Here is a 17545-nt window from a genome sequence, read left to right on the forward strand (position 1 = left end):
CACCCACCCCGACCTTGTTGCCGCTGCCCGTTCCGACACCGACACCGACAGCTGTTTCGAAGCCGACGCCCAAGCCGACGCCGCAGCCGTCTCTGCTTCCCGCCCCCGCGCGTCCGGTCGTGCCCCGGGTTCCGGCCACCGACCCCGGCATCGGACAGAACTTCGACGGCATCCCGGTCGTCGGCCGCATGTTCCTCGTCAAGGGCGGCGGATCCTACTTCTGCACCGCGAGCGTGGTCACCTCCCCCGGCCGCAACCTCGTGCTCAGCGCGGCGCACTGCCTGCTCGGCTCGGACACCCAGCAGGTGGCCTTCGTACCGCGGTACACGAAGGCGAAGCCGCAGCCGTACGGCATGTTCCCGGTCCTCCGGGACTCGGCCGGACGCTCCAGGATCTGGATCGACCCGCGCTACCGCTCCCAGGGCCCCGACCGCGCCGCCGCCCTCGACGTGGCCTTCGCCCAGGTGGGGCCCGACGCGCGCGGCTTCCCGGTGCAGGACGTGGTCGGCGGGAACCGGTTGGTCACGGGCGCCGGTTACGCACACGCGAAGGTGTCGCTCATCGGGTACCCGTCCTCCGCCGCCCGTCCGCGCCTGTGCGTGAACCGGACGACGAAGTTCACCAGCAAGGTCGCGCGGATCCCGGGCTCGTTCCTGCGCATCGCCTGCACCGGCTACCCCGGCGGGACCAGCGGCGGCCCGTTCCTGCTCCGCTACAACGGGCAGACGGGGACCGGTGACGTGGTGGGGGTCATCGGAGGCTGGAAGACGGGCGGGGACACCGCGGACACCTCCTACAGCTCCTACTTCGGCACGGACATCAGGAAGTTGTACGAGAAGGCGGTTGCCGGGGCGAAGGCGCGGTGAGCACCCGCACCCAGCGGGTCCTGCGCGGGTTCCCGACCGTGCGCGGCGTCGCCGGGAGCCCGTCGCCGGTGGCCACGTCGGCGGTGGCGAGGCCGAGCCGGCGGCGCAGGTCGGCGAGGGCGGCGTGGACGGGCGCCAGGACGACCTCGGCCCCCGGGTCGATGGACGCGAGGGCGTGGGCGGTGGTCTCGATCGCCTCGGCGGCGTCCTCGGCCGCGGTCCGGCTCCACCCCCCGGGTGCTCCGATGCCCCAGGGCGCGATGGTGTCGTAGAGGTGGCAGGCGGCATCGGCCACGGCGTCGGCCCGTTCCCCGACGCCCGGCGCCGCGATGGTCGGCAGTTCCATGCCGGATCAACGAGCCGGTCCCGCCCGGGGGTACGACCGGATGCACGCGGGGCCGGCCGGTGCCCGGCGGATCGGCCCGCCCGGCGCGTCGGCCCGCCCGTGAAACGGCCTGGCGCGCGGTCGTGGCCCGGAGGATCCGGCGGGCCACGGTGGCGGCCCCGGCGAGCGCCAGGGCCGCAGGACCCCGTCGCGGCGCGGCCGGCCGCGCACCGGGGGTGCGTCCTCCCCGAACCCATCTCAGTTGAACCGTCCGAGCGCCGGCAAGCATTTCCCCGTCTCAGCGGCGTGGAATGCCCGCCAGTAGAGTCGGTCCGGAGAGAACGCGGATCTGGGGGACTCATGACGGCTGCGGATGCACCACCCATCGTCTTCGTACACGGGACACGACTCAGCGCGGGTCAATGGAGCCCACAACTCACCGCTCTCCAGGAAGACTTTCGGGTAGCCGCCGTTGACCTGCCAGGCCACGGAACGCGCGCTGCTCATCCCTGGAGTCTGAACGCGGCGACGGAGATCATCTCTTCTACGGTGGACTCACTCGACCGCGGACCGGCTCTGGTCGTCGGGCACTCGCTCGGCGGATACGCCTCGCTGGAGTTCGCACGACGCTGCCCGGAGCAGCTGCGCGGGCTGGTTCTTGCGGGGGCCAGCGCCTCGACGTGTGGCCCGTGGGCAACGCCGTATCGGTGGATCGCCGGGCTTGTCCCTCGCATATCGGCGGACCGGTTGACCCGCTGGAACGACAGGTTGCTACGTCGGCTCTACTCTCCCGAAGTGGTGGACTCCACCATCCGCGCCGGCTACGCCTTCCACACTCTGCCGGCCGCCTGGGGCGAGGTGCTGGGCCGCTTCGACGCGGATGCGATGCGCCATGTGTCGGCTCCCGTACTCATCCTGAACGGCGAGAAGGACACCGTCTTCCGGTCCGGCGAGACGGACTTCGCCCGCGCGCATCCGGACGCCCGCATCGAATTGATCCCGCGGGCAAGACATCTCGCCAACTTCGACGACCCAGAGGCCTTCACCGACGCCGTCCGCCGCTTCGCCCTGCAACTACCTGCTCGCAGCTGACCGCGCGCCCGAGCAGGCCCGTGCGGTGACGAGAAGAGCGAGTTCAAGGAGATCACCCTGAGCGGCCGGACGGTCACCGCGGGCGGTCTCTACGGCGGCGCGGCCTGGAACCTCGGTGACGGAAAGAGCCTGTAGGTCCCGCAGATCGACGCCAACGGCTGCCGCGACCGCGGCGACGCGGGCGGCCCGGGTCTCGCGGTCATCCGCGGTGCGGCGAGCCCGGCCCACGCCAGTCTCGTCTCCAGCTGGTCACTCGTCGTCGCCACCGACCTGGGCGGCTCCGGGAAGGTCACCGACCTCTTCCCGATCGACGCCAAGACCGGTGAACCGCACGGCCCGGATCGCGCTCGCCAAGGGGCTCTACGACCCCAGCTGCGACGTCTTCGCCGTCGAGTCCTGCTCGGAGATCGAGGTCGGCGACGGCCTGGTCTACCTGCCGACGGCGGAGCACCAGAGCACCGGGTCCTCGGCATTCAACCGGACCAACGGGATCGTCTCCTTCAAGACGGACTGACCGGCCACGGGCCGACGGTCGGAGGCAGACGAAAGGGGGTGTCACCCGCATGCGGGTGACACCCCCTCGCCGTGCGTCCTACATGGAGGAGTCGTCGAAGGGGTTGTTCATCACACCCGAGGCCTCGCAGCTCGCGATCACGCCGCTGCTGGCGCCGATCTTGCAGACCTCGAAGTAGGCGTTGTCGATCCAGCCGGCCTCCAAGTACGTGCTCCACGAGGCGCTCGTCTGGCCGCTGGGCACGGTCCGCATCTTCCAGACCTTGTGGCCGCTTTCGCCGTTGGTGATGAGGCGGATGCCGACGACGTAGCCGTCGGACGCGCGGTCCTGGGCGACGATCTGGATCGGGTCGAGACGGTAGGGGTTGATCCGCCAGCCGATGACCATCCGCCCGTAGTACGAGTTGGTCGAGACCGTTTCCTCGGTGCCGGACGCCGCGGCCGCGGGGCTGGCGATGAGCGGAATGACGACGGTGGCCAGAGCCGCGGCGGTGGCGACGAGACTGCTCTTGAGGCGCAAGGATCCCCCAGGGAAACTGTGTTGGCTGAAAATGCCTACTCTAGCTCGAATCTGATCTCGCCTGACCGTGTCTCAACTCGCCTCACCCGGGGCGCTGTTCGCCCCCCCGTGGTGGGGTTCTCGCCGCCAACCGGCACACAGCGCCGAACAAGCGCGTGGCTCGCCGTGTCAGCAGCGGTCGGCGTTGGGGGCCGGAAGGGCGTACGAGTCATGGTGGTCGACGGACACCGGCCGCCGGCCGAGGCGCTCGCCTCGGCCCTGAAGCTGCACGGACACCGGGTGCTGGCCGCGGCCGCACCGCCGGCAGGGGCCGCCGAGCTCGTGATCAGCCGCACTCCCGAGGTCTGCCTGCCGGGTACCGCGACCCCCGCCGAGCCCGGCGTGTTCGACCCCGTCGTGCGCATCGAGCGGGAGCGCCCGCAGATCGCCGTCGTCGCGCTCGGCCCGGTGCTGAGCCCGCGCGATCAGTGCAGCTGGGTGTGGTGGCATTCTTCTGCCGAGCGAGGCCGTCGGCGCTTCGTGCCGGGGCGTCGTTCTCGGCTTGCCGAGCATCGGTCTGATGAGGCGGTTGACCGTTCACGAGGTGGCTTCACGACGAAGATTCATCTGACGAGTACGGAAGCCGTCGCCCGCTGGCCGTTCTGACCACCCCGGGGCAGTGGGGTGACGCTTCACAGTTGATCGCGGTCTTGGATCGCATCCGTGTTCCGCGTCCAGCTGGTGGTCACCCGCGTACGAGGCCGGACCACGTATGTGGCGACAAGGCATATAGCTCGCGTCAGAACCGCCGATATCTGCGGCGACGGCAGATTCAGCACACGATTACTGAGCGCCGGGACCAGCGAGCCGACCGGCTTCGGCTCGGGAGCCGAGGCGGCCGTCCCACTGGCTGTGATCGCGCGCGGTATACCCGCAGGAACGAGGTTGAGCGGTGCATCAACGCGCTCAAAGGCTCCAGAGCCGTCGCGACTCGGTATGACGGGAGAGGCTACGTCTTCCATGGAGCGGCCACTCTGGCCGCGATTCGCCTGTGGCTCCGTTACTGATCTCTCAGGCCGCGGGCTGGAACGCCAATGCTCCGTCGCATGATGCGGCGCATCTCGCTCAGCTGCTCCCAGAGCTCCACGATCTGAGTGTGCGCATGCTCCAGGGACTCGCCCTCGCGACGCGGCGGGATCCTACCGTCAAGACGCTTGAGGACCCCATAGATCCGGCTGAGCCTGCGGTGGACGTCGTCGGCGGCGGTGAGCGCGTCGTCCGGGTGCCGCCGGCCGGCTGACGCGACCCGCATCTGCGCCTCGGAGTAGCTCGTACGGTGCTCGCGCCGCGCGTCGTCCAGACGCGACCTCAGATCATCCGTGACGTGGTCGGCCCGGAGCGCGTAACAGAAGTTGTTCAGCTCAGAGTGGTACTCGAGGGAAGCGGTATTCAGCATGATGTAGCAGGTCCGAACGGCCTCCTCCACCGCACGCTTCGTCTCGTACTGCCGCTCCTCGGCACGCTGCCGCTCGGAGTGGTCCAACTCCTTTGACTTCGCCTTTTCGGCGAGCCTCTGCGCCATGGTTCCTGATAAGAGCGTGCTGACGATGTGGGTCGGATCGGTCGACAACTGGCTGAACGTCACGCCCACCTAGGATTCCGTGTCCGTGAGCCGCACGGGCAACGCGTACCCGGACATGGAGGTCGTGCAGTACCTCAGAAGCCGCGGTGGTCGCCCACGACAGCATGGCCCACACCAGCGGCTACGATGCCCCCGATGGTCTCGACGGCCTCTTCTACAAGGACCGTGACGACCGGACGTGGACCAATGGCATCTGTACGAAGAGCTGCTGAGATGAGGAAGCTGCCATGAGTACGGGAAGATGGCTGTGGGTCTGCCTACTGCGCTACGTCATGACCGCCGCTCTCGGCTGGGTGGCCGCGGCCCTGGTGCTGCCCGTTCTGGGCGACGATCCCTTCTGGGCGTCGTTCGGCGCGGGGCTGGGAGCGGGGATGATCGTGGTGCCGCTCCTGACGGTCGTGACCATGTTCGTACTCGTCCTGCTGGCCGGTCGGCGGTTCGAGCCGCCGACCGGCGGTCCCTCGCGGATCCGGGGCGGCTGGCTGATCGTGCTGCCCCTGGTCCTGCTGCTGCCCGTGGCCCTGCTCGTGCCACTGCAGTACCTGATCGTGCTCGGCGCGCAGCTCGTGTACCTGGTGTGGGTGCTGCCCTGCCAGGACGCCCGCGACACGGCGGACGTGCTGCGCTCGCTCGCCGACCCGGCCGTCCCCGCGGAGCAGCGGGCCCGGATGGCACGGGCGGTCGCGGGACTGCAGGGCAGGCCGGTCGTCGAAGCCCTGGTGCAGACCTCGGCCGACGCGGAGCCGGAGGTCGCCGAAGCGGGTCTGGAGACCCTCTGCACCATCTGGCGGCGCGACGGAGTCGTCGGCGAGGACCTGCTGCTGAAGCTCGGCCCGCAGGCCCAGGACCGCGTCCGGGCCCTCGGCGTCAGGGTGCGGAGCCCTTGGTGAGAACGGCGGCGATCGGCCCCGCATGACACGGGGCCGGGCCTCTTTTCTCTTCCCGGGGTCAAGGGCACTGTCGGCCGCGGGGTCATGCGCTCCCGTGCGGCTCCCCGAAGGCGGAGGCGTCCCGGGAGCTGGGCAGCGACCTTGCCCACGACGACCCCAACGCCTGATCAGCACTTCACGTCGCGTCCGGGAGGCCGCTCGTGCAGCGGCCGCCCTTGGCCAGGCCAGATGCCCGACAGGCGGCGGCTCAGCTATTCCCGAGGCCTCCAGCGACGGCTGCGTCGAATAGCGTTGCAGTTGGCCGGACGGGCCGGCTACAACGCTCCACAACCGGGCCCCGGCCGTCAGCTGGAGCGAGGGGGCGACTGGATGAGGTGGCGACGTGACTCGTCCCGTACGGGCCGGAACCTGTCATTCGGCCTGGTCAGGCCCCCGGTAGGGGCCTCTACACGGCCACCTCCAGCCACACGATCCACTTCCCACCAGCTCCAACCCGGGACCGGGACCGGATCCGCAACCGACGGGTGAACGAGCGGACCGGCGACGAGGTCGACCTCTCCGACATCGTCAAGGGCTACGACGTAGGCGGGGAGTACGTGCTCGTGCAGCCGAAGGAACTGGACGAGATCGCGCCGGGCCGCTCCCGCTCGCTGGAGATCGCCGGCTTCGTCGACCTGGCGGAGGGGGGCCCGATCTTCTTCGACAAGACCTGCCACCTGGGACCGCGGGGCGCCGAGTACGGCAAGGTCTACAGCCTCCTCGAACAGGCGCTCGCGAAGACCGGCAAGGCGGGCATCGCCACGTTCGTGATGCGCCAGAACGAACACCTGGTCGCCCTCAAGGCCGAGAACGGCCTCCTGACCTGCACACCCTGCACTGGGCCGACGAGATCCGAGACCCCCACAAGGAGATCGAGACCCTCCCCGGCAAGGCGAAGACCTCCGACAAGGAGCTGACCATGGCCGAGCAGCTCATCGAAGCCCTGACAATGAAGTGGGACCCCGAGCAGTTCCACGAAACCTTCCAGGAGAAGGCCGCCGCCATGATCGAGGCCAAGCAGGCCGGCGAGACCGGCGAGACCGTCGAGCAGGCCGAGCCGGCGTCCGAGCCGACCGGCGTGGTCGACCTCAAGGAGGCGCTGCGCGCCAGCGTCCAGCGGGCCGGAAGCCCAAGCCCGCCGGCGACAAGGCCACCACCTCCAGCAAGACGACCGAGAAGAGGCCTGCGGCGAAGAAGCGGATCCGCGCCGAAGGAAGACCTGAGCGGCCTGTCGAAGGCCGACCTCTACCAGAAGGCCGCCGCCGACATTCCCGGCCGCTCGCATATGGCTCGCGATGAGCTCGTGAAAGCACTGTCCTCATCCCGGACATGAGCGCGAAAGGGAGGCATGCAGGGTGGCGTTGCGACCGCCGGTGGAGCCGATGCTGGCACAGGCCGTGGAGTCGGTGCCGGGCCCCGGAGTGCTGGGCGAGCTGGCGTTCGAGCAGAAGTTTGACGGCTACCGGACCCTGCTGTTCACCCCCACCGAGCCGGACGGCAGGTTGCTGCTGCAGACGCGGCGCGGGGCGCTGGTCCAGGACCGGTTCCCGGACCTGGTCGCCGCGGCGGACAAGCTGCCCGCCGGCCTCGTGCTGGACGGGGAGCTCGTCGTCTGGGACACGAAGGCGGACCAGCTGTACTTCGAGGGACTGCAGCGCCGCACCGCTGCCAGCGCCCGCAGCGCGCGCAGGCTCGCCGCACGGCTACCCGCGTTCTTCATCGCCTTCGACATCCTGCAGCAGGACGAAAGCGAGCTGATCAGCTACCCCTACCGTCAACGCCGCCTCCGGCTGGAAGCCCTGTTCGCCGGGCACCGGCTCTCGGCGCCCTGGACGCTCTGCCCGATGACGACAGACCTGATCAAGGCGCAGCAGTGGCTGGAGTCCTGGACCGAGATCTCCGGGGTCGAAGGCATCGTGGTCAAAGCCATGAACCAGCCCTACCTGCCAGGACACAGAGGTTGGTACAAACTCCGCCGCCGCGACACGACCGAAGCGATCATCGGCGCCGTTACGGGGACCCTGATCCGGCCCCAGCTGCTCCTCCTGGGCCGACGCGATGAGACCGGGCTCCTCCAGCCAGTCGGCCGCACCGCCCCCCTGCGCCCCGAAGCGGCGCGCCTGGTCGGCGGGAACGTGACCGCGGCCGGGACCGGACATCCGTGGTCAGGGCGGCGCTTCGCCTCGGCGTGGGGCAGCCGCGAGGTTCTGGAGGTGACCCTCGTCCGCCCCGAACTGGTCGCGGAGATCAGCGCCGATACCGCCGTCGACCGGGGCGGCGTCTTCCGGCACCCCGTCCGCTTCAAACGGCTGCGCCTGGACGTGACCGTGGAGGAGGTGCCGCTGTTCAGCGCCGGTCCCAGCGCTGCCACCGGCTGAAGGGTTGGGGTGAGCACCTGCACGGAGGGGGAGGAAAGACAGGTGCCCACGGGCGACGGCCGGGGCCGCTCACAGAGCCGGCCGCCGTCTCCAGCTTAAGTTCACCCCCCGCTCGGAGTCACATGCCTGCCGCGCTTCGGAAGAGGCGAGGCGAGCCTCGGCTCACCGCATCGGCGTGGACAGCAGGCAGAGCGTCCTGCGCACGCGAGGAAACAGAAGGCGCGCCGTGCTGGGCCCCGGCCACTCCACCGCGTGAGGCGCGGGGCAGCATCCGGCGGCGAAGTCCTCGCTGTCCCGTGCGCGCTGGGCCCGTTCCTCGATGAGCCGGCGGAAGCCCTCCAGGGCGTACCGCTCGCCGGTGGCCGAGCCAGGCCCGGGGATGCCGGCGACCTCGGCCATGCACAGCTGATCGGGGCTGCCAGCCGGTGACCAGCACCCTCAGGCTCAGGCGCTCCGCACGCCGGCCCACGTCCAGGAGGTGGAGCAGGCCGTCGGCGTCCATGAACGCGCCACCGTGCAGGTCCACCGAGCTCCCGCTCATCGCCGGTGACAGCGGCCGGCGCTTGCCGGAGCGTGTCGCCCGCGCCCCCGTCGAGTTCCCCGCTGGCGCTGACCAGGACCGAGGGGCCGCACTGCTGGATGTCCACAGTGATCAATGGTTCTCCGCCGGCCGCCGCAGGCTTCCGTGCCTGCGGGCTTCCATCCGCCGTCGCGGTCCCCGGCGCCGGGGCGAGCCACGCTGAAGTGCGCGGGCAGGCCATGGCGCCGGGGTGGTTGTGGGGCGAATGCCGTTATCGGTCCGGGGCAGGGGGCACCCATAGGTCCCGTGGCCTGTCCGCGTGAGAGGGCTGGCCCGCACCCGTGCAGACGAGGACGAAGGAGTACGACGGATGACAACGGCTCGCGAGATCATGACGGCGGACGCGACGTGCATCGGCGCCCAGGAGACGGTCCTTGAGGCCGCGAAGAAGATGACCCAGCTGGGCGTCGGCGCGCTGCCGATCTGCGGCACGGACGAGAAGCTCAAGGGCATGCTCACCGACCGGGACATCGTGGTGAAGGTCCTGGGCGCGGGCAAGGACCCGGGTTCGGTGAAGGCGGGCGACCTCGCCCAGGGCGAGGCCGTGACCATCGGCGCCGACGACGACGCCGCAGAGATCCTGCGCACCATGAGCGAGCACCAGGTTCGCCGGCTGCCCGTCATCGACGGGCACACGCTGGTCGGCATCGTCGCGCTGGCCGACGTCGCCCGCGCGCTGCCGGACGCGAAGGTCGGCGACCTGCTCCAGACGATCTCGCAGAGCTGACCAGCCCGCGTCCTGAACGCATACGGCAGAGGGGGTGTCGGCATGGCTTCGGCCCGGCGGCGGCCGCTCCGGCGGAGGCCGCCGGCAAGGTCGGGCTGCCTGCGGACGAGTACGTCACGGGCCGCGATCCGGTCGTACCGGGCGGCGCCGACGGCCGCGACCCGTCCACGGGCGATCAAGAATCCCAACCGGTGGCCCGTGCTGCGGACCCGCGCCAAGCGGGGTGCGGTCGAGCCGGGCCGCTGGGTCCTCAACCGGACCAAGGGGGCCAAGACCAACCGGCGGGCGGGCGGTGCGACCTGCGCTCGGGGATAGAGCCTTAGGCTGATCTTATATCTCCTGCCGTTTGGTGTGAATGTCATTTCAGAGCACAGGGGCATGCTCGGCATAATCACGGCGAATGAGACCCTCCGCCGGTCCCCGTGTCCCTCAGTGGTGTCGGTTAGCTCCACGGCGAAGAACATTTGGACGTAGGAGATGGGATCCGACGACCTGTTCATCAAGTGCAGGCGGGGCGAACCGTCCGGCTGGAGGTCCGCCCAGTTGGAGAACCTCTGCCACGCAACAGGTGTGGCGCGGGGTGGTTTCAGTCGGAGGCCCACTTGGTCGTCTTCTCGGCCGCGGTCTTCTTCGCGGTGGCATCGGCCGTGTTCTTCGTAGCGGCGGTGGTCTTCTTCCCGCCGGCTTCCTTCGGTGATGCGGCGGCAAAAGGTGAAGCCTGGTGGCCAGACGGTTGGTCTCAGCGCCAGTCGTCGATCACATAGGCGTCGGGGTGGCTGTAGCCGGGCTCGTTGGGCCGGTGCATCGTGACGCCCTGCAACCCAGTGCGGAAACCACGGTCGATCAGGCGCCGATAGGCATCCGGGCGGCCCAGGTTCATCCCGGCGTCCAGCTGACTCAGCCCGCGCTCGGCGGCCAGTTGCTCACATGCGTCGAGCAGTCGCTCGAAGTGGTCGGCGGCCTCCGGGCCAGGGCGTACGGTGCCGAATTTGACGAAGCACACGTCCTCGCCGGCCTCCGATCCGGCTCCGCAGTGGCAGACGGCCAGACCATCGAGGTCGGAGCCGCCGCCCTGGAGCAGGATGGTGTCACCGAGCCCCTGCGTGTGCACGGCGACGATCTCGCGTTCCAGGTCCAGGCCCTCGTACACGGCCCCGGTCAGCGCGCGACAGGCACTGAGGCAGGCGGGCTGCTCGGCGGCAGGCAGCTCGCTGTACATCACCCGGCCGGGGAACGCGGAGCTGCCCGAGCTGCCCGCGACTTGCTTCTTCATGATGGCCGTGAGGAATCGGGGCCAGAAACCGTACCTGCGGTAGAGCTCAAGGTGCTTGGGACTGTGCGAGAAGGTGAACAGGCCCAGGTGGCGGTTCCCCCAGGTGTCGAAGCAGTCCATGACCGGATCCATGAGGCGCTTGCCGACGCCCTGGTCCCACAGGTCCGGACGCACGGTCAACGGTCCGAAGTACCCGACGCTGCCCCAGTTGGCGGCGAAGTTCGATCCGGCCAGTTCACCCTCGATCGTCGCTGCGAAGGCCGCTTGCGGATCGGCCGCCCAGCGTGTGCGGACGTAATCGGCGGTCTCGAAGAACGTCTTCGGCTCGGGGACCCCGAGGAACGTCCCGAAGGCGACCCGGAAGATCTCATCGGCCTGATCCAGGTCCGCCTCGGCCAACGGGCGGACCGACACCGGGCCCGCTACGGTCTTCCGCTCCGCTGCAGGTGAGGCCATCGCTCTCTCCTTATGGGACCCCCGTTTCATCACACCACGAGCAGCACCGCATGGCGATGCGAAAGATCCGCCGACAGCGGAGGCCGGGTGACCGAGCCCGATTGCCGTGCCTCCCCGCCCGTGAGCGCAGGACGCCGCCACCGATCACCCGGGTCGGTTAAGTGCTCGGGTGAATTCGCGATTGGCTGCCTGGCTGCCCGTGCTGCTTGCACGTCAACACCTCCGGAGAGCCATGCCGACCTCCTCACCGAGAGAGGGCTGCGGTACGCCACGCCACACATCAGGACCCCCAGAGAACGGCGGTCGCCTCCGTTACCACAAGGCCTGCGAGTTTCAGGGGCGGCTGCGGACTGCTCGGTAGCGTCGTCGGGCCGGGCGGCCGCCGGCTCGACGGCGCGGACGCGAGCAGCTCGCCGAACTTCGGCCGCTCCAGCGGGTGAAGGCGGCTGGAGGTCTCAGCCTGCCCCTCGAAGACAACCGGGGCCTCGATCCCGGCCTCGTCCAGCACCAGGTTCTGGCGGTCGGTCGACTGCTGGTCGGTCGACACCATTGGGGCGGGGCCGGGTCGGTTGGTCCGGGCACGGACGGGCCTGCCGCCGGGCGTCGCGGCGGCGAACGGGGTGAGAGTTCACCGATCCGTTCTCTGGATCGGCCGCGAGGACGGCGGCGTGGTGCTGCGGTCCTGAGATCGGGCCGACGGCACGCCCGGGCAGTGGTGGACCGGTCAAGGGGCCTAACCCATTCTGTGCTCGTCTCCTCGGTCGGGTCGCCGGACGAAGCGAACGACCAGATGCCCCCGGCAGTGAGCTCGATGGCGCCGGTCACCTCGTCGGCTCTTCCCCCCTTTCCCGAGCGCGGCAAACCATCACCGGCATCCAAGGACGGGCTCGCCATAAGGCAGGCAGGCATCGGGATCGCACTAAGCGATATATGGAACGGCGGAATGCACGATACGCCATACGGTCAGCCGTCATGGATTCAGCCGTAAGGCCACGACTTACCAAGTAAGTCAAGACTTACCTTTAAGGAGCTTTGACCGTATGGTGTGGCTCGAATCGAAGGAGCCCCCTGTTGTCGAAAGTGAATGATCCCGCTGTGCGTGCGGTTGAATCTGAGCGGGATTATGTGTCCTCCTTATACGAGTTGCTCACCGAGCGGATTTTCGAGGCTCGAGTACACCGAGCGAGTGTGCTGAAGGCCCCGGCGGAAAGCGCCGGTGAGGCATACGAGAGAGAAATCGCCGCCGAGCGTCTGGCCAAGGAAATCGGCCGGCTTGAGGGCGCCGAAAGCGGGCTGGTCTTCGGGCGCATCGACTGGACGGACGGCACGGCCCTGCGCATCGGGCGGATCGGGCTGCATACGGAGGAGGATGATCTGCCTCTGCTCGTGGACTGGCGCGCGAACGCGGCGCGGCCCTTCTACGAGGCGACGCCGGTCCACCCGATGGGCCTGCGGCGGCGCCGGCACCTGCGCCTCGAGGAGCGCACGGTCATCTCCGTGAGCGACGAACTGCTGGACGGGACCGTCCCGACCGACGAGGACGTCGTGGGGGACGGCCCGCTGACCGAGGCTCTGTCGGCACGGCGTACGGGCAGGATGCACGCGGCCGTCGCGACGCTGCAGGCCGAGCAGGACGAGATCGTCCGCTCCGCCCACCGCGGGGTGACCGTGGTGCAGGGTGGGCCCGGCACCGGCAAGACGGTGGTCGCCCTGCACCGGGCGGCCTACGTCCTGTACGCGTTCCCGCGCGCCGCGGAGGAGGGCGTCCTGGTGGTGGGCCCGAACGCCCGGTTCCTCGACTACATCTCCCAGGTCCTTCCCTCGCTCGGAGAGAACGACGTCGTTCTGGCGACCTGCCGGGAACTGGCCGGAGTGTCCACGGACACGGTGGACCCGTTCGATACGGCGCGTCTCAAGGGCAGCTTCGACTTCGCCGACGCCTTGGCCGGCCTGCTGCGCGTCCACCAAGCCCCCGCCGGTGACTTCACCGTGCGGGTCGGACAGGAACTGGTTCACCTGTCCGGCGAGGAAGTCGCCACGGCACGCGACGCCGCCGTGGCAGCCGCACCGGGGCACAACCCCGCGCGCCAGGTGTTCAAAGAGCTCTTGGTCGATGCCGTCACCGACGCCATGCAACGAGACATGGGCGACCTCCTGGAACAGATCGACGCCGAGGCCGAAAGGATGACGGGCATCAACCTCGACCGGTTCACGGGAGCCGCCCAGCGCCGTGCCGAAGGTGCGGCCGACTCGGGTCCGGTCCACGAGCTGGACCTGGACGCCATCCGAGCCGATCTCCTCGACGACGCCGGCTTCGACCGAGCGGTCGAGGTGTTGTGGCCGCGGCTGGTACCCGGTGACCTCGTGAAGGCGCTCCTGACGGACGCCGACGCTCTCGCCGAGCGCCTGCCCCGCCTGACCGCGCAGGAGCGGTCCCTTCTGCTGCGCGGTCCGGACGACCCGTGGACCGATGCCGATGTGCCGTTGCTGGACGAGGCGGCGAGCCTGGTCGACGGCCCCCGCGAGCGGACGTACGGGCACGTCGTCGTCGACGAGGCGCAGGAACTGACCGCCATGCAGTGGCGCATGATCGTCCGCCGCTGCCCGGCAAGGGCGATGACGCTGGTGGGTGACTTCGCCCAGGCAGGCCCGGTCGCGACAGCACGCGACTGGAAGGAAGCGCTGAGCCCCCACGTCGGACCGCGGTTCACAGTGCACAACCTGACCGTCAGCTACCGGACCACGCAGGAGATCTTGGAGAGCGTCCGGGACCTGCTCACGCAGATCGCTCCGGACCAGAAGCCCACACGGTCACTGCGAAGCGGTGAGAGCCCTCGCACCGTGACCACTCCTCCGGACGGGTTGGTCACCGCCGTCGTTCAGGAGCTCCGCGCCCAGAGCACCGCGCGCCCGGGCGAGCTGCTGGGAGTGATCTGCGCGGACACCAGGGTGAGCGAGCTGACGGCCCAGGGCATCGCTCACCACGCACGCATCGTGCCGGCGTCCGAAGCACGCGGCCTGGAATTCGACGGGGTCGTCGTCATGGACCCCGAGGAAATCATCACGGCCCGCCCCGGTGGGGAAAGGGACTTGTACGTAGCCCTGACCCGGGCCACCAAGCGCCTCTGCACGATCACCGTCCAGCCCGCCTGACGACTCGGCGCCCGCGTCGTCGCCGCGGGCGCACCCGGCGCGGTACAGACACCGGCCCGCGCGCACGGGGCCTCGCCGCCTCACCGCTCGTGGCCGCACCCGGCATCACAGGTAGGGCACGACGCAGGCGGCCATCCGCGGGTGCAGCTGGGGGCCGGTGCCCGCTCGGGCGGGCACCGGCCGTCCGCGTGCGGCGGCCCGGATCACGACCGTCAGCTGGTGACCGGTTACCCGAGAGCTGGCCGCTACCACCCAGTCACCTGCGTTCGAGTCTCTGAGCGATTCGCTGTTCAAGCCTGGCCCGGCTGTCCGGCCACTCCGATGCGGTGATCGAAAAGATCGCTGAGTCACGGAGGAGACCGCCCTCGCCCGGAGCCCACGACCGGGACCAGTTCCGCAGCACGCCTTCGAAACGGGCGCCCACCCCTTCGATCGCAGCCCGACAACGGCTGTTCCGCGCGTCCGTCTTCAAGTCGAGACGTGCTACTCCCCAGTTCTCGAACGCGTGCCCGAACAACAAGTACTTGGCCTCGGTGTTGATCCCAGTGCCCTGAGCCGACGCGGCAAGCCAGGTGTAACCGACCTCGATCGCGCACAGACCCTCTCCCGTCGGCCACAGCCGCGGATCCCAGTAGGCCGTGGCCCCTACCGCCCGCCCCGATCCACGCTCCACCTGCGCGTACGGGGCCAGCTTCCCGGCAGCAGCGCGGGCGAGCTGAGCGTCGATGTATCCCTCGACCTCGGCCGCCGTAGGCACCCACGTGAACCCGTACGAGCTGCGGTCCTCCTCCGCCGCCGCAGCCAAGTCCCCCGCATGGCGGTGACCCAGCGGCTCCAGGCGCACAAGTGTGCCCTCCAGAACCGGTCCCTCAAGCGCGAACTTCATTGATCACCACTCCAGCGTCAGCACAGATTGTTCGCTCTAGACCTCAGGCCTGGACCGCAGGGTTCCAGAGCCATCGCCCCATGTCGCATGAATTACGAAGGGCCAGAGCGCCCCGGCGGTGCGGGCCCGGGACAGGCTGGGGACCGTCACCTCCTGGTGGGCGCCCGCGCGGCCGACGGGCCCGTTCTGCTGCCCAGCGTTGGGTCCGCCAGGACGGTCGTCACTTGGCACGGCCCGGCCGGGAAGCAGCGGCGGTTCGAGCCGACCTCCGCGGACCCGGCAGAAGGCATGTACGCGGCGGAGCTGGTGGGCCGGTGGTCCGGCGAACACCGCGGCCGTGCCCGGAAATGTCCTCCGGTTGGGACACCGTCGGGTCGGGGAGTCTCAGGCCGACCTGCAAACCTCGCGCGAACGATCGTTCACCGGACACCGAAGTCGCCTCCTTTGCCCGCCCCGCCCTGCTGAAGGGCGAGGGCTTGACAGGTGGCCAAGGTGGCGGGGTGGTCCGGGCCGAGCAGCCGCAGATAGTCGTCCACCAGGTCGGTGAGGGTGGCCACGGCGCCGACCGCGTCTCCGGCCTCGGCCTGCCACCGGGCAAGGCGGCCCCGGGTCATCAGGGTATCGGGGTGGTCCGGGCCCAGCACGCGTAGCAGATCAGCTATCAGGTCGGTGAGGGTCGCCACGGCGCCAGCCGCGTCTCCGGCCTCGCCGCGCCACCAGGCGAAGCGGCCGCGGGCCAATAGCGTGTCGGGGTGGTCCGGGCCGAGTTGGTGGCCGGTGGTGGCGGCGAGGCGGTGGTAGTGGTTCCGGGCGGCGGTGACCTGGCCGGTGTCGCCGAGGCTGTTGCCCTTCCGGTACAGCACTGCATGCACGTGTGGCCGGTACAGGGCGTACCCGGCGTGGCCCGCGAGGGTCTCGGTGTTGGCGCGCAGGGCTTGGGCAAGGACGGGTTCACGTTCGATCTCAGGCCAGACGGCGGTCAGGGCGTCGCCGGCGGTGCGCGCGAGTTGGTCACGACGGTCAGGGGCGAGCGAGTCGAGCATGGAGCGCTGGACGAGCTGGTGGACACGCACACCCTGGTGAGGAGCCTCGGGTGTGTGGTCGACCAGGCTCAGGCGGTGCAGGGCCCTCAACGCGCCGGTCGCCTCCTCGGCGGAGACCGCAGGGGATTCTTGGGCGCAGCTGTCACCGGCCTGGGTGGCCCGGTGGGCCGTGAGGTGAGCGAGGGCCGGTGCGCTGGTCAGGACCTCGTGGGGGATGCCATTGGGGTCAAGCATGGCTACGAGCTGGAGCATGGGACGGGCCAGACCCGCGGGGCGGAGCTGGTCCGCGCGCTCCAGCGACAAAAGCCAGGCCGCAGCCACGGTGGTCGGCTGGTCGTCGGGCAAGGTCCCAGGCTCAGGGAGCAGGTCGGCCAGCTGCCGTGCTCGGTCGGCGAGACGAGTGCGGTAGTCGGCTGCGTCAAGGTGGGTGTCGACGAGGTAGGCGGCGGCCTGGGACAGTGCGAGCGGCAGATGTCCGAGATCCTCGGCAAGGTCGGCGAGAGCCTCTGTGGTGCTTCCCCGGCCACCGTGCGCAGCCAGGGCCTGCTGGAGGTAGGCGATGGCCTCGGCCGGGGTGAACAGGCCCACCGGGACCGGCCGGCCGTGTGCGGTCAGGGCGGCATCGCGGCGGCGGGTGGTGATCAGGGTCCGGCCGAGGGCGTGGGCGGGCGGCCACAGGCCGCGCAGGTCCCCCGGGTCGGCCACGTCGTCCAGGACGATCAGCCAGCGTGGCGCTTGCTGGGTGGATTTGGGTTCCAGCCACGCCAGGAACGCCCTCGCGGCCCGCTCCGGATCGGACGGGTCCGCGTGCAGGATGTCGGCGGCGGCCTGGGCGTAGGCGTCGACGACGGCCTGGCGGCTCGCCGCCGTCACCCAGACCAGCAGGTCGACTTTCCCGTTCTCCCATGCGTGGCGGGCGTGGTCGGCGGCCAGCTGGGTCTTGCCGACCCCGCCCATCCCGGCCAGAACCTGCGCCGTCGTACCCGCGCTCGCCCCAGAGCCCCGCAGCCGCACCGCCTCGGCGCGGTCCTGGAACGCAGTAGCCCGCCGGGGAATCAAGCCGACCTGGTGCGGCCACGAGATGGCACCGCGGGGAGCGGCCTGATAGGTGACATGGTCAACGCGGTACGCCGCGAGGCTGCCCTGTACGGCGTGCACGTGCACGCCCTCGGCCGACGGCGCG

Annotated in this window: 17 protein-coding genes and 2 pseudogenes; 11 read left to right on the forward strand and 8 right to left on the reverse strand. The window is 70.0% G+C overall.

What is annotated here, in order from left to right:
• Positions 1-866 (forward strand): trypsin-like peptidase domain-containing protein (locus tag PV721_RS21120; protein WP_319726742.1); only part of this gene is annotated, 866 nt, incomplete at its 5' end.
• Here PV721_RS21120 and PV721_RS21125 read toward each other — a convergent pair.
• Positions 820-1212 carry a hypothetical protein gene (locus tag PV721_RS21125; RefSeq protein ID WP_319726744.1) on the reverse strand — a complete coding sequence of 131 codons (393 nt, stop codon included), beginning with the start codon at positions 1210-1212 and terminating at the stop codon, positions 820-822. The genes PV721_RS21120 and PV721_RS21125 overlap by 47 nt on opposite strands.
• Before the next feature lie 339 nt (positions 1213-1551).
• Here PV721_RS21125 and PV721_RS21130 point away from each other — a divergent pair, with 339 nt between their 5' ends.
• Positions 1552-2283, forward strand: coding sequence for an alpha/beta hydrolase (locus PV721_RS21130; RefSeq protein WP_319726746.1), 732 nt, complete (start codon positions 1552-1554; stop codon positions 2281-2283).
• Positions 2284-2605: 322 nt separating this feature from the next.
• A complete protein-coding gene (locus tag PV721_RS21135; RefSeq protein WP_319726748.1) occupies positions 2606-2797 on the forward strand; it encodes a hypothetical protein in 192 nt (63 codons plus the stop codon).
• 78 nt (positions 2798-2875) lie between these two features.
• Here PV721_RS21135 and PV721_RS21140 read toward each other — a convergent pair whose 3' ends face one another.
• Positions 2876-3316 carry a hypothetical protein gene (locus tag PV721_RS21140; protein WP_319726750.1) on the reverse strand — a complete coding sequence of 147 codons (441 nt, stop codon included), beginning with the start codon at positions 3314-3316 and terminating at the stop codon, positions 2876-2878.
• 210 nt (positions 3317-3526) lie between these two features.
• Between PV721_RS21140 and PV721_RS21145 the strand changes: the two are divergent.
• Both PV721_RS21145 and PV721_RS21150 read left to right on the forward strand, forming a co-directional pair.
• Positions 3527-3778 (forward strand): annotated as a pseudogene (locus tag PV721_RS21145) (DNA-binding response regulator); the annotation flags it as partial.
• 54 nt (positions 3779-3832) lie between these two features.
• Positions 3833-4362 (forward strand): annotated as a pseudogene (locus tag PV721_RS21150) (IS5 family transposase); the annotation flags it as partial.
• Here the strand turns inward: PV721_RS21150 and PV721_RS21155 are convergent.
• On the reverse strand, positions 4356-4940 hold the full coding sequence (locus PV721_RS21155) for a hypothetical protein (protein WP_319726753.1): 585 nt from the start codon (positions 4938-4940) through the stop codon (positions 4356-4358). The pseudogene PV721_RS21150 and the gene PV721_RS21155 overlap by 7 nt on opposite strands.
• A gap of 224 nt (positions 4941-5164) precedes the next feature.
• Here PV721_RS21155 and PV721_RS21160 point away from each other — a divergent pair, with 224 nt between their 5' ends.
• The 4 genes from PV721_RS21160 (at position 5165) to PV721_RS21175 (ending at position 8244) form a co-directional block, all read left to right on the forward strand.
• Entirely contained in the window at positions 5165-5827 is a 663-nt protein-coding gene (locus PV721_RS21160; RefSeq protein ID WP_319726755.1) for a hypothetical protein, read from the forward strand.
• A 470-nt stretch (positions 5828-6297) separates the two neighbouring features.
• Positions 6298-6783: a Ku protein gene (locus PV721_RS21165; protein WP_319726798.1), complete on the forward strand. Its 486-nt coding sequence runs from the start codon at positions 6298-6300 to the stop codon at positions 6781-6783.
• 2 nt (positions 6784-6785) lie between these two features.
• The gene (locus tag PV721_RS21170; RefSeq protein ID WP_319726757.1) at positions 6786-7199 is read left to right on the forward strand and encodes a hypothetical protein; all 414 of its coding nucleotides are present in this window, start codon (positions 6786-6788) and stop codon (positions 7197-7199) included.
• A gap of 22 nt (positions 7200-7221) precedes the next feature.
• A complete protein-coding gene (locus tag PV721_RS21175; RefSeq protein WP_319726759.1) occupies positions 7222-8244 on the forward strand; it encodes an ATP-dependent DNA ligase in 1023 nt (340 codons plus the stop codon).
• 162 nt (positions 8245-8406) lie between these two features.
• Here PV721_RS21175 and PV721_RS21180 read toward each other — a convergent pair whose 3' ends face one another.
• Positions 8407-8643 carry a hypothetical protein gene (locus PV721_RS21180; RefSeq protein WP_319726761.1) on the reverse strand — a complete coding sequence of 79 codons (237 nt, stop codon included), beginning with the start codon at positions 8641-8643 and terminating at the stop codon, positions 8407-8409.
• 491 nt (positions 8644-9134) lie between these two features.
• Here PV721_RS21180 and PV721_RS21185 point away from each other — a divergent pair, with 491 nt between their 5' ends.
• Positions 9135-9551 (forward strand): CBS domain-containing protein, encoded by a 417-nt coding sequence (locus tag PV721_RS21185; RefSeq protein WP_319726763.1) that lies wholly within the window; start codon positions 9135-9137, stop codon positions 9549-9551.
• A 739-nt stretch (positions 9552-10290) separates the two neighbouring features.
• On the opposite strand, the gene PV721_RS21190 is transcribed toward PV721_RS21185, so the two are convergent.
• Positions 10291-11280 (reverse strand): GNAT family N-acetyltransferase, encoded by a 990-nt coding sequence (locus PV721_RS21190; RefSeq protein ID WP_319726765.1) that lies wholly within the window; start codon positions 11278-11280, stop codon positions 10291-10293.
• 280 nt (positions 11281-11560) lie between these two features.
• Positions 11561-11830, reverse strand: a complete 270-nt coding sequence (locus PV721_RS21195; RefSeq protein ID WP_319726767.1) for a hypothetical protein — start codon at positions 11828-11830, stop codon at positions 11561-11563.
• Between the two features lie 575 nt (positions 11831-12405).
• Here PV721_RS21195 and PV721_RS21200 point away from each other — a divergent pair.
• Positions 12406-14433: an AAA family ATPase gene (locus PV721_RS21200; RefSeq protein WP_319726769.1), complete on the forward strand. Its 2028-nt coding sequence runs from the start codon at positions 12406-12408 to the stop codon at positions 14431-14433.
• Between the two features lie 256 nt (positions 14434-14689).
• Here the strand turns inward: PV721_RS21200 and PV721_RS21205 are convergent, their stop codons facing one another.
• Positions 14690-15319 (reverse strand): GNAT family protein, encoded by a 630-nt coding sequence (locus PV721_RS21205; RefSeq protein WP_319726772.1) that lies wholly within the window; start codon positions 15317-15319, stop codon positions 14690-14692.
• A 419-nt stretch (positions 15320-15738) separates the two neighbouring features.
• Positions 15739-17520, reverse strand: a complete 1782-nt coding sequence (locus PV721_RS21210) for an NB-ARC domain-containing protein (protein WP_319726774.1) — start codon at positions 17518-17520, stop codon at positions 15739-15741.
• Positions 17521-17545 lie beyond the last annotated feature (25 nt).

It is taken from the genome of Streptomyces sp. MB09-01, from assembly GCF_033794505.1.
Classification (GTDB): Bacteria; Actinomycetota; Actinomycetes; order Streptomycetales; family Streptomycetaceae; genus Streptomyces.

Excerpts from the sequence above, each read along its gene's own strand:
- PV721_RS21190 (WP_319726765.1), bottom strand. The coding sequence starts at position 11,280 with ATGGCCTCACCTGCAGCGGAGCGGAAGACCGTAGCGGGCCCGGTGTCG.
- PV721_RS21195 (WP_319726767.1), bottom strand. The coding sequence starts at position 11,830 with ATGGTGTCGACCGACCAGCAGTCGACCGACCGCCAGAACCTGGTGCTG.
- PV721_RS21130 (WP_319726746.1), top strand. The coding sequence starts at position 1,552 with ATGACGGCTGCGGATGCACCACCCATCGTCTTCGTACACGGGACACGA.
- PV721_RS21170 (WP_319726757.1), top strand. The coding sequence starts at position 6,786 with ATGGCCGAGCAGCTCATCGAAGCCCTGACAATGAAGTGGGACCCCGAG.
- PV721_RS21160 (WP_319726755.1), top strand. The coding sequence starts at position 5,165 with ATGAGTACGGGAAGATGGCTGTGGGTCTGCCTACTGCGCTACGTCATG.
- PV721_RS21125 (WP_319726744.1), bottom strand. The coding sequence starts at position 1,212 with ATGGAACTGCCGACCATCGCGGCGCCGGGCGTCGGGGAACGGGCCGAC.
- PV721_RS21205 (WP_319726772.1), bottom strand. The coding sequence starts at position 15,319 with ATGAAGTTCGCGCTTGAGGGACCGGTTCTGGAGGGCACACTTGTGCGC.
- PV721_RS21185 (WP_319726763.1), top strand. The coding sequence starts at position 9,135 with ATGACAACGGCTCGCGAGATCATGACGGCGGACGCGACGTGCATCGGC.
- PV721_RS21180 (WP_319726761.1), bottom strand. The coding sequence starts at position 8,643 with ATGGCCGAGGTCGCCGGCATCCCCGGGCCTGGCTCGGCCACCGGCGAG.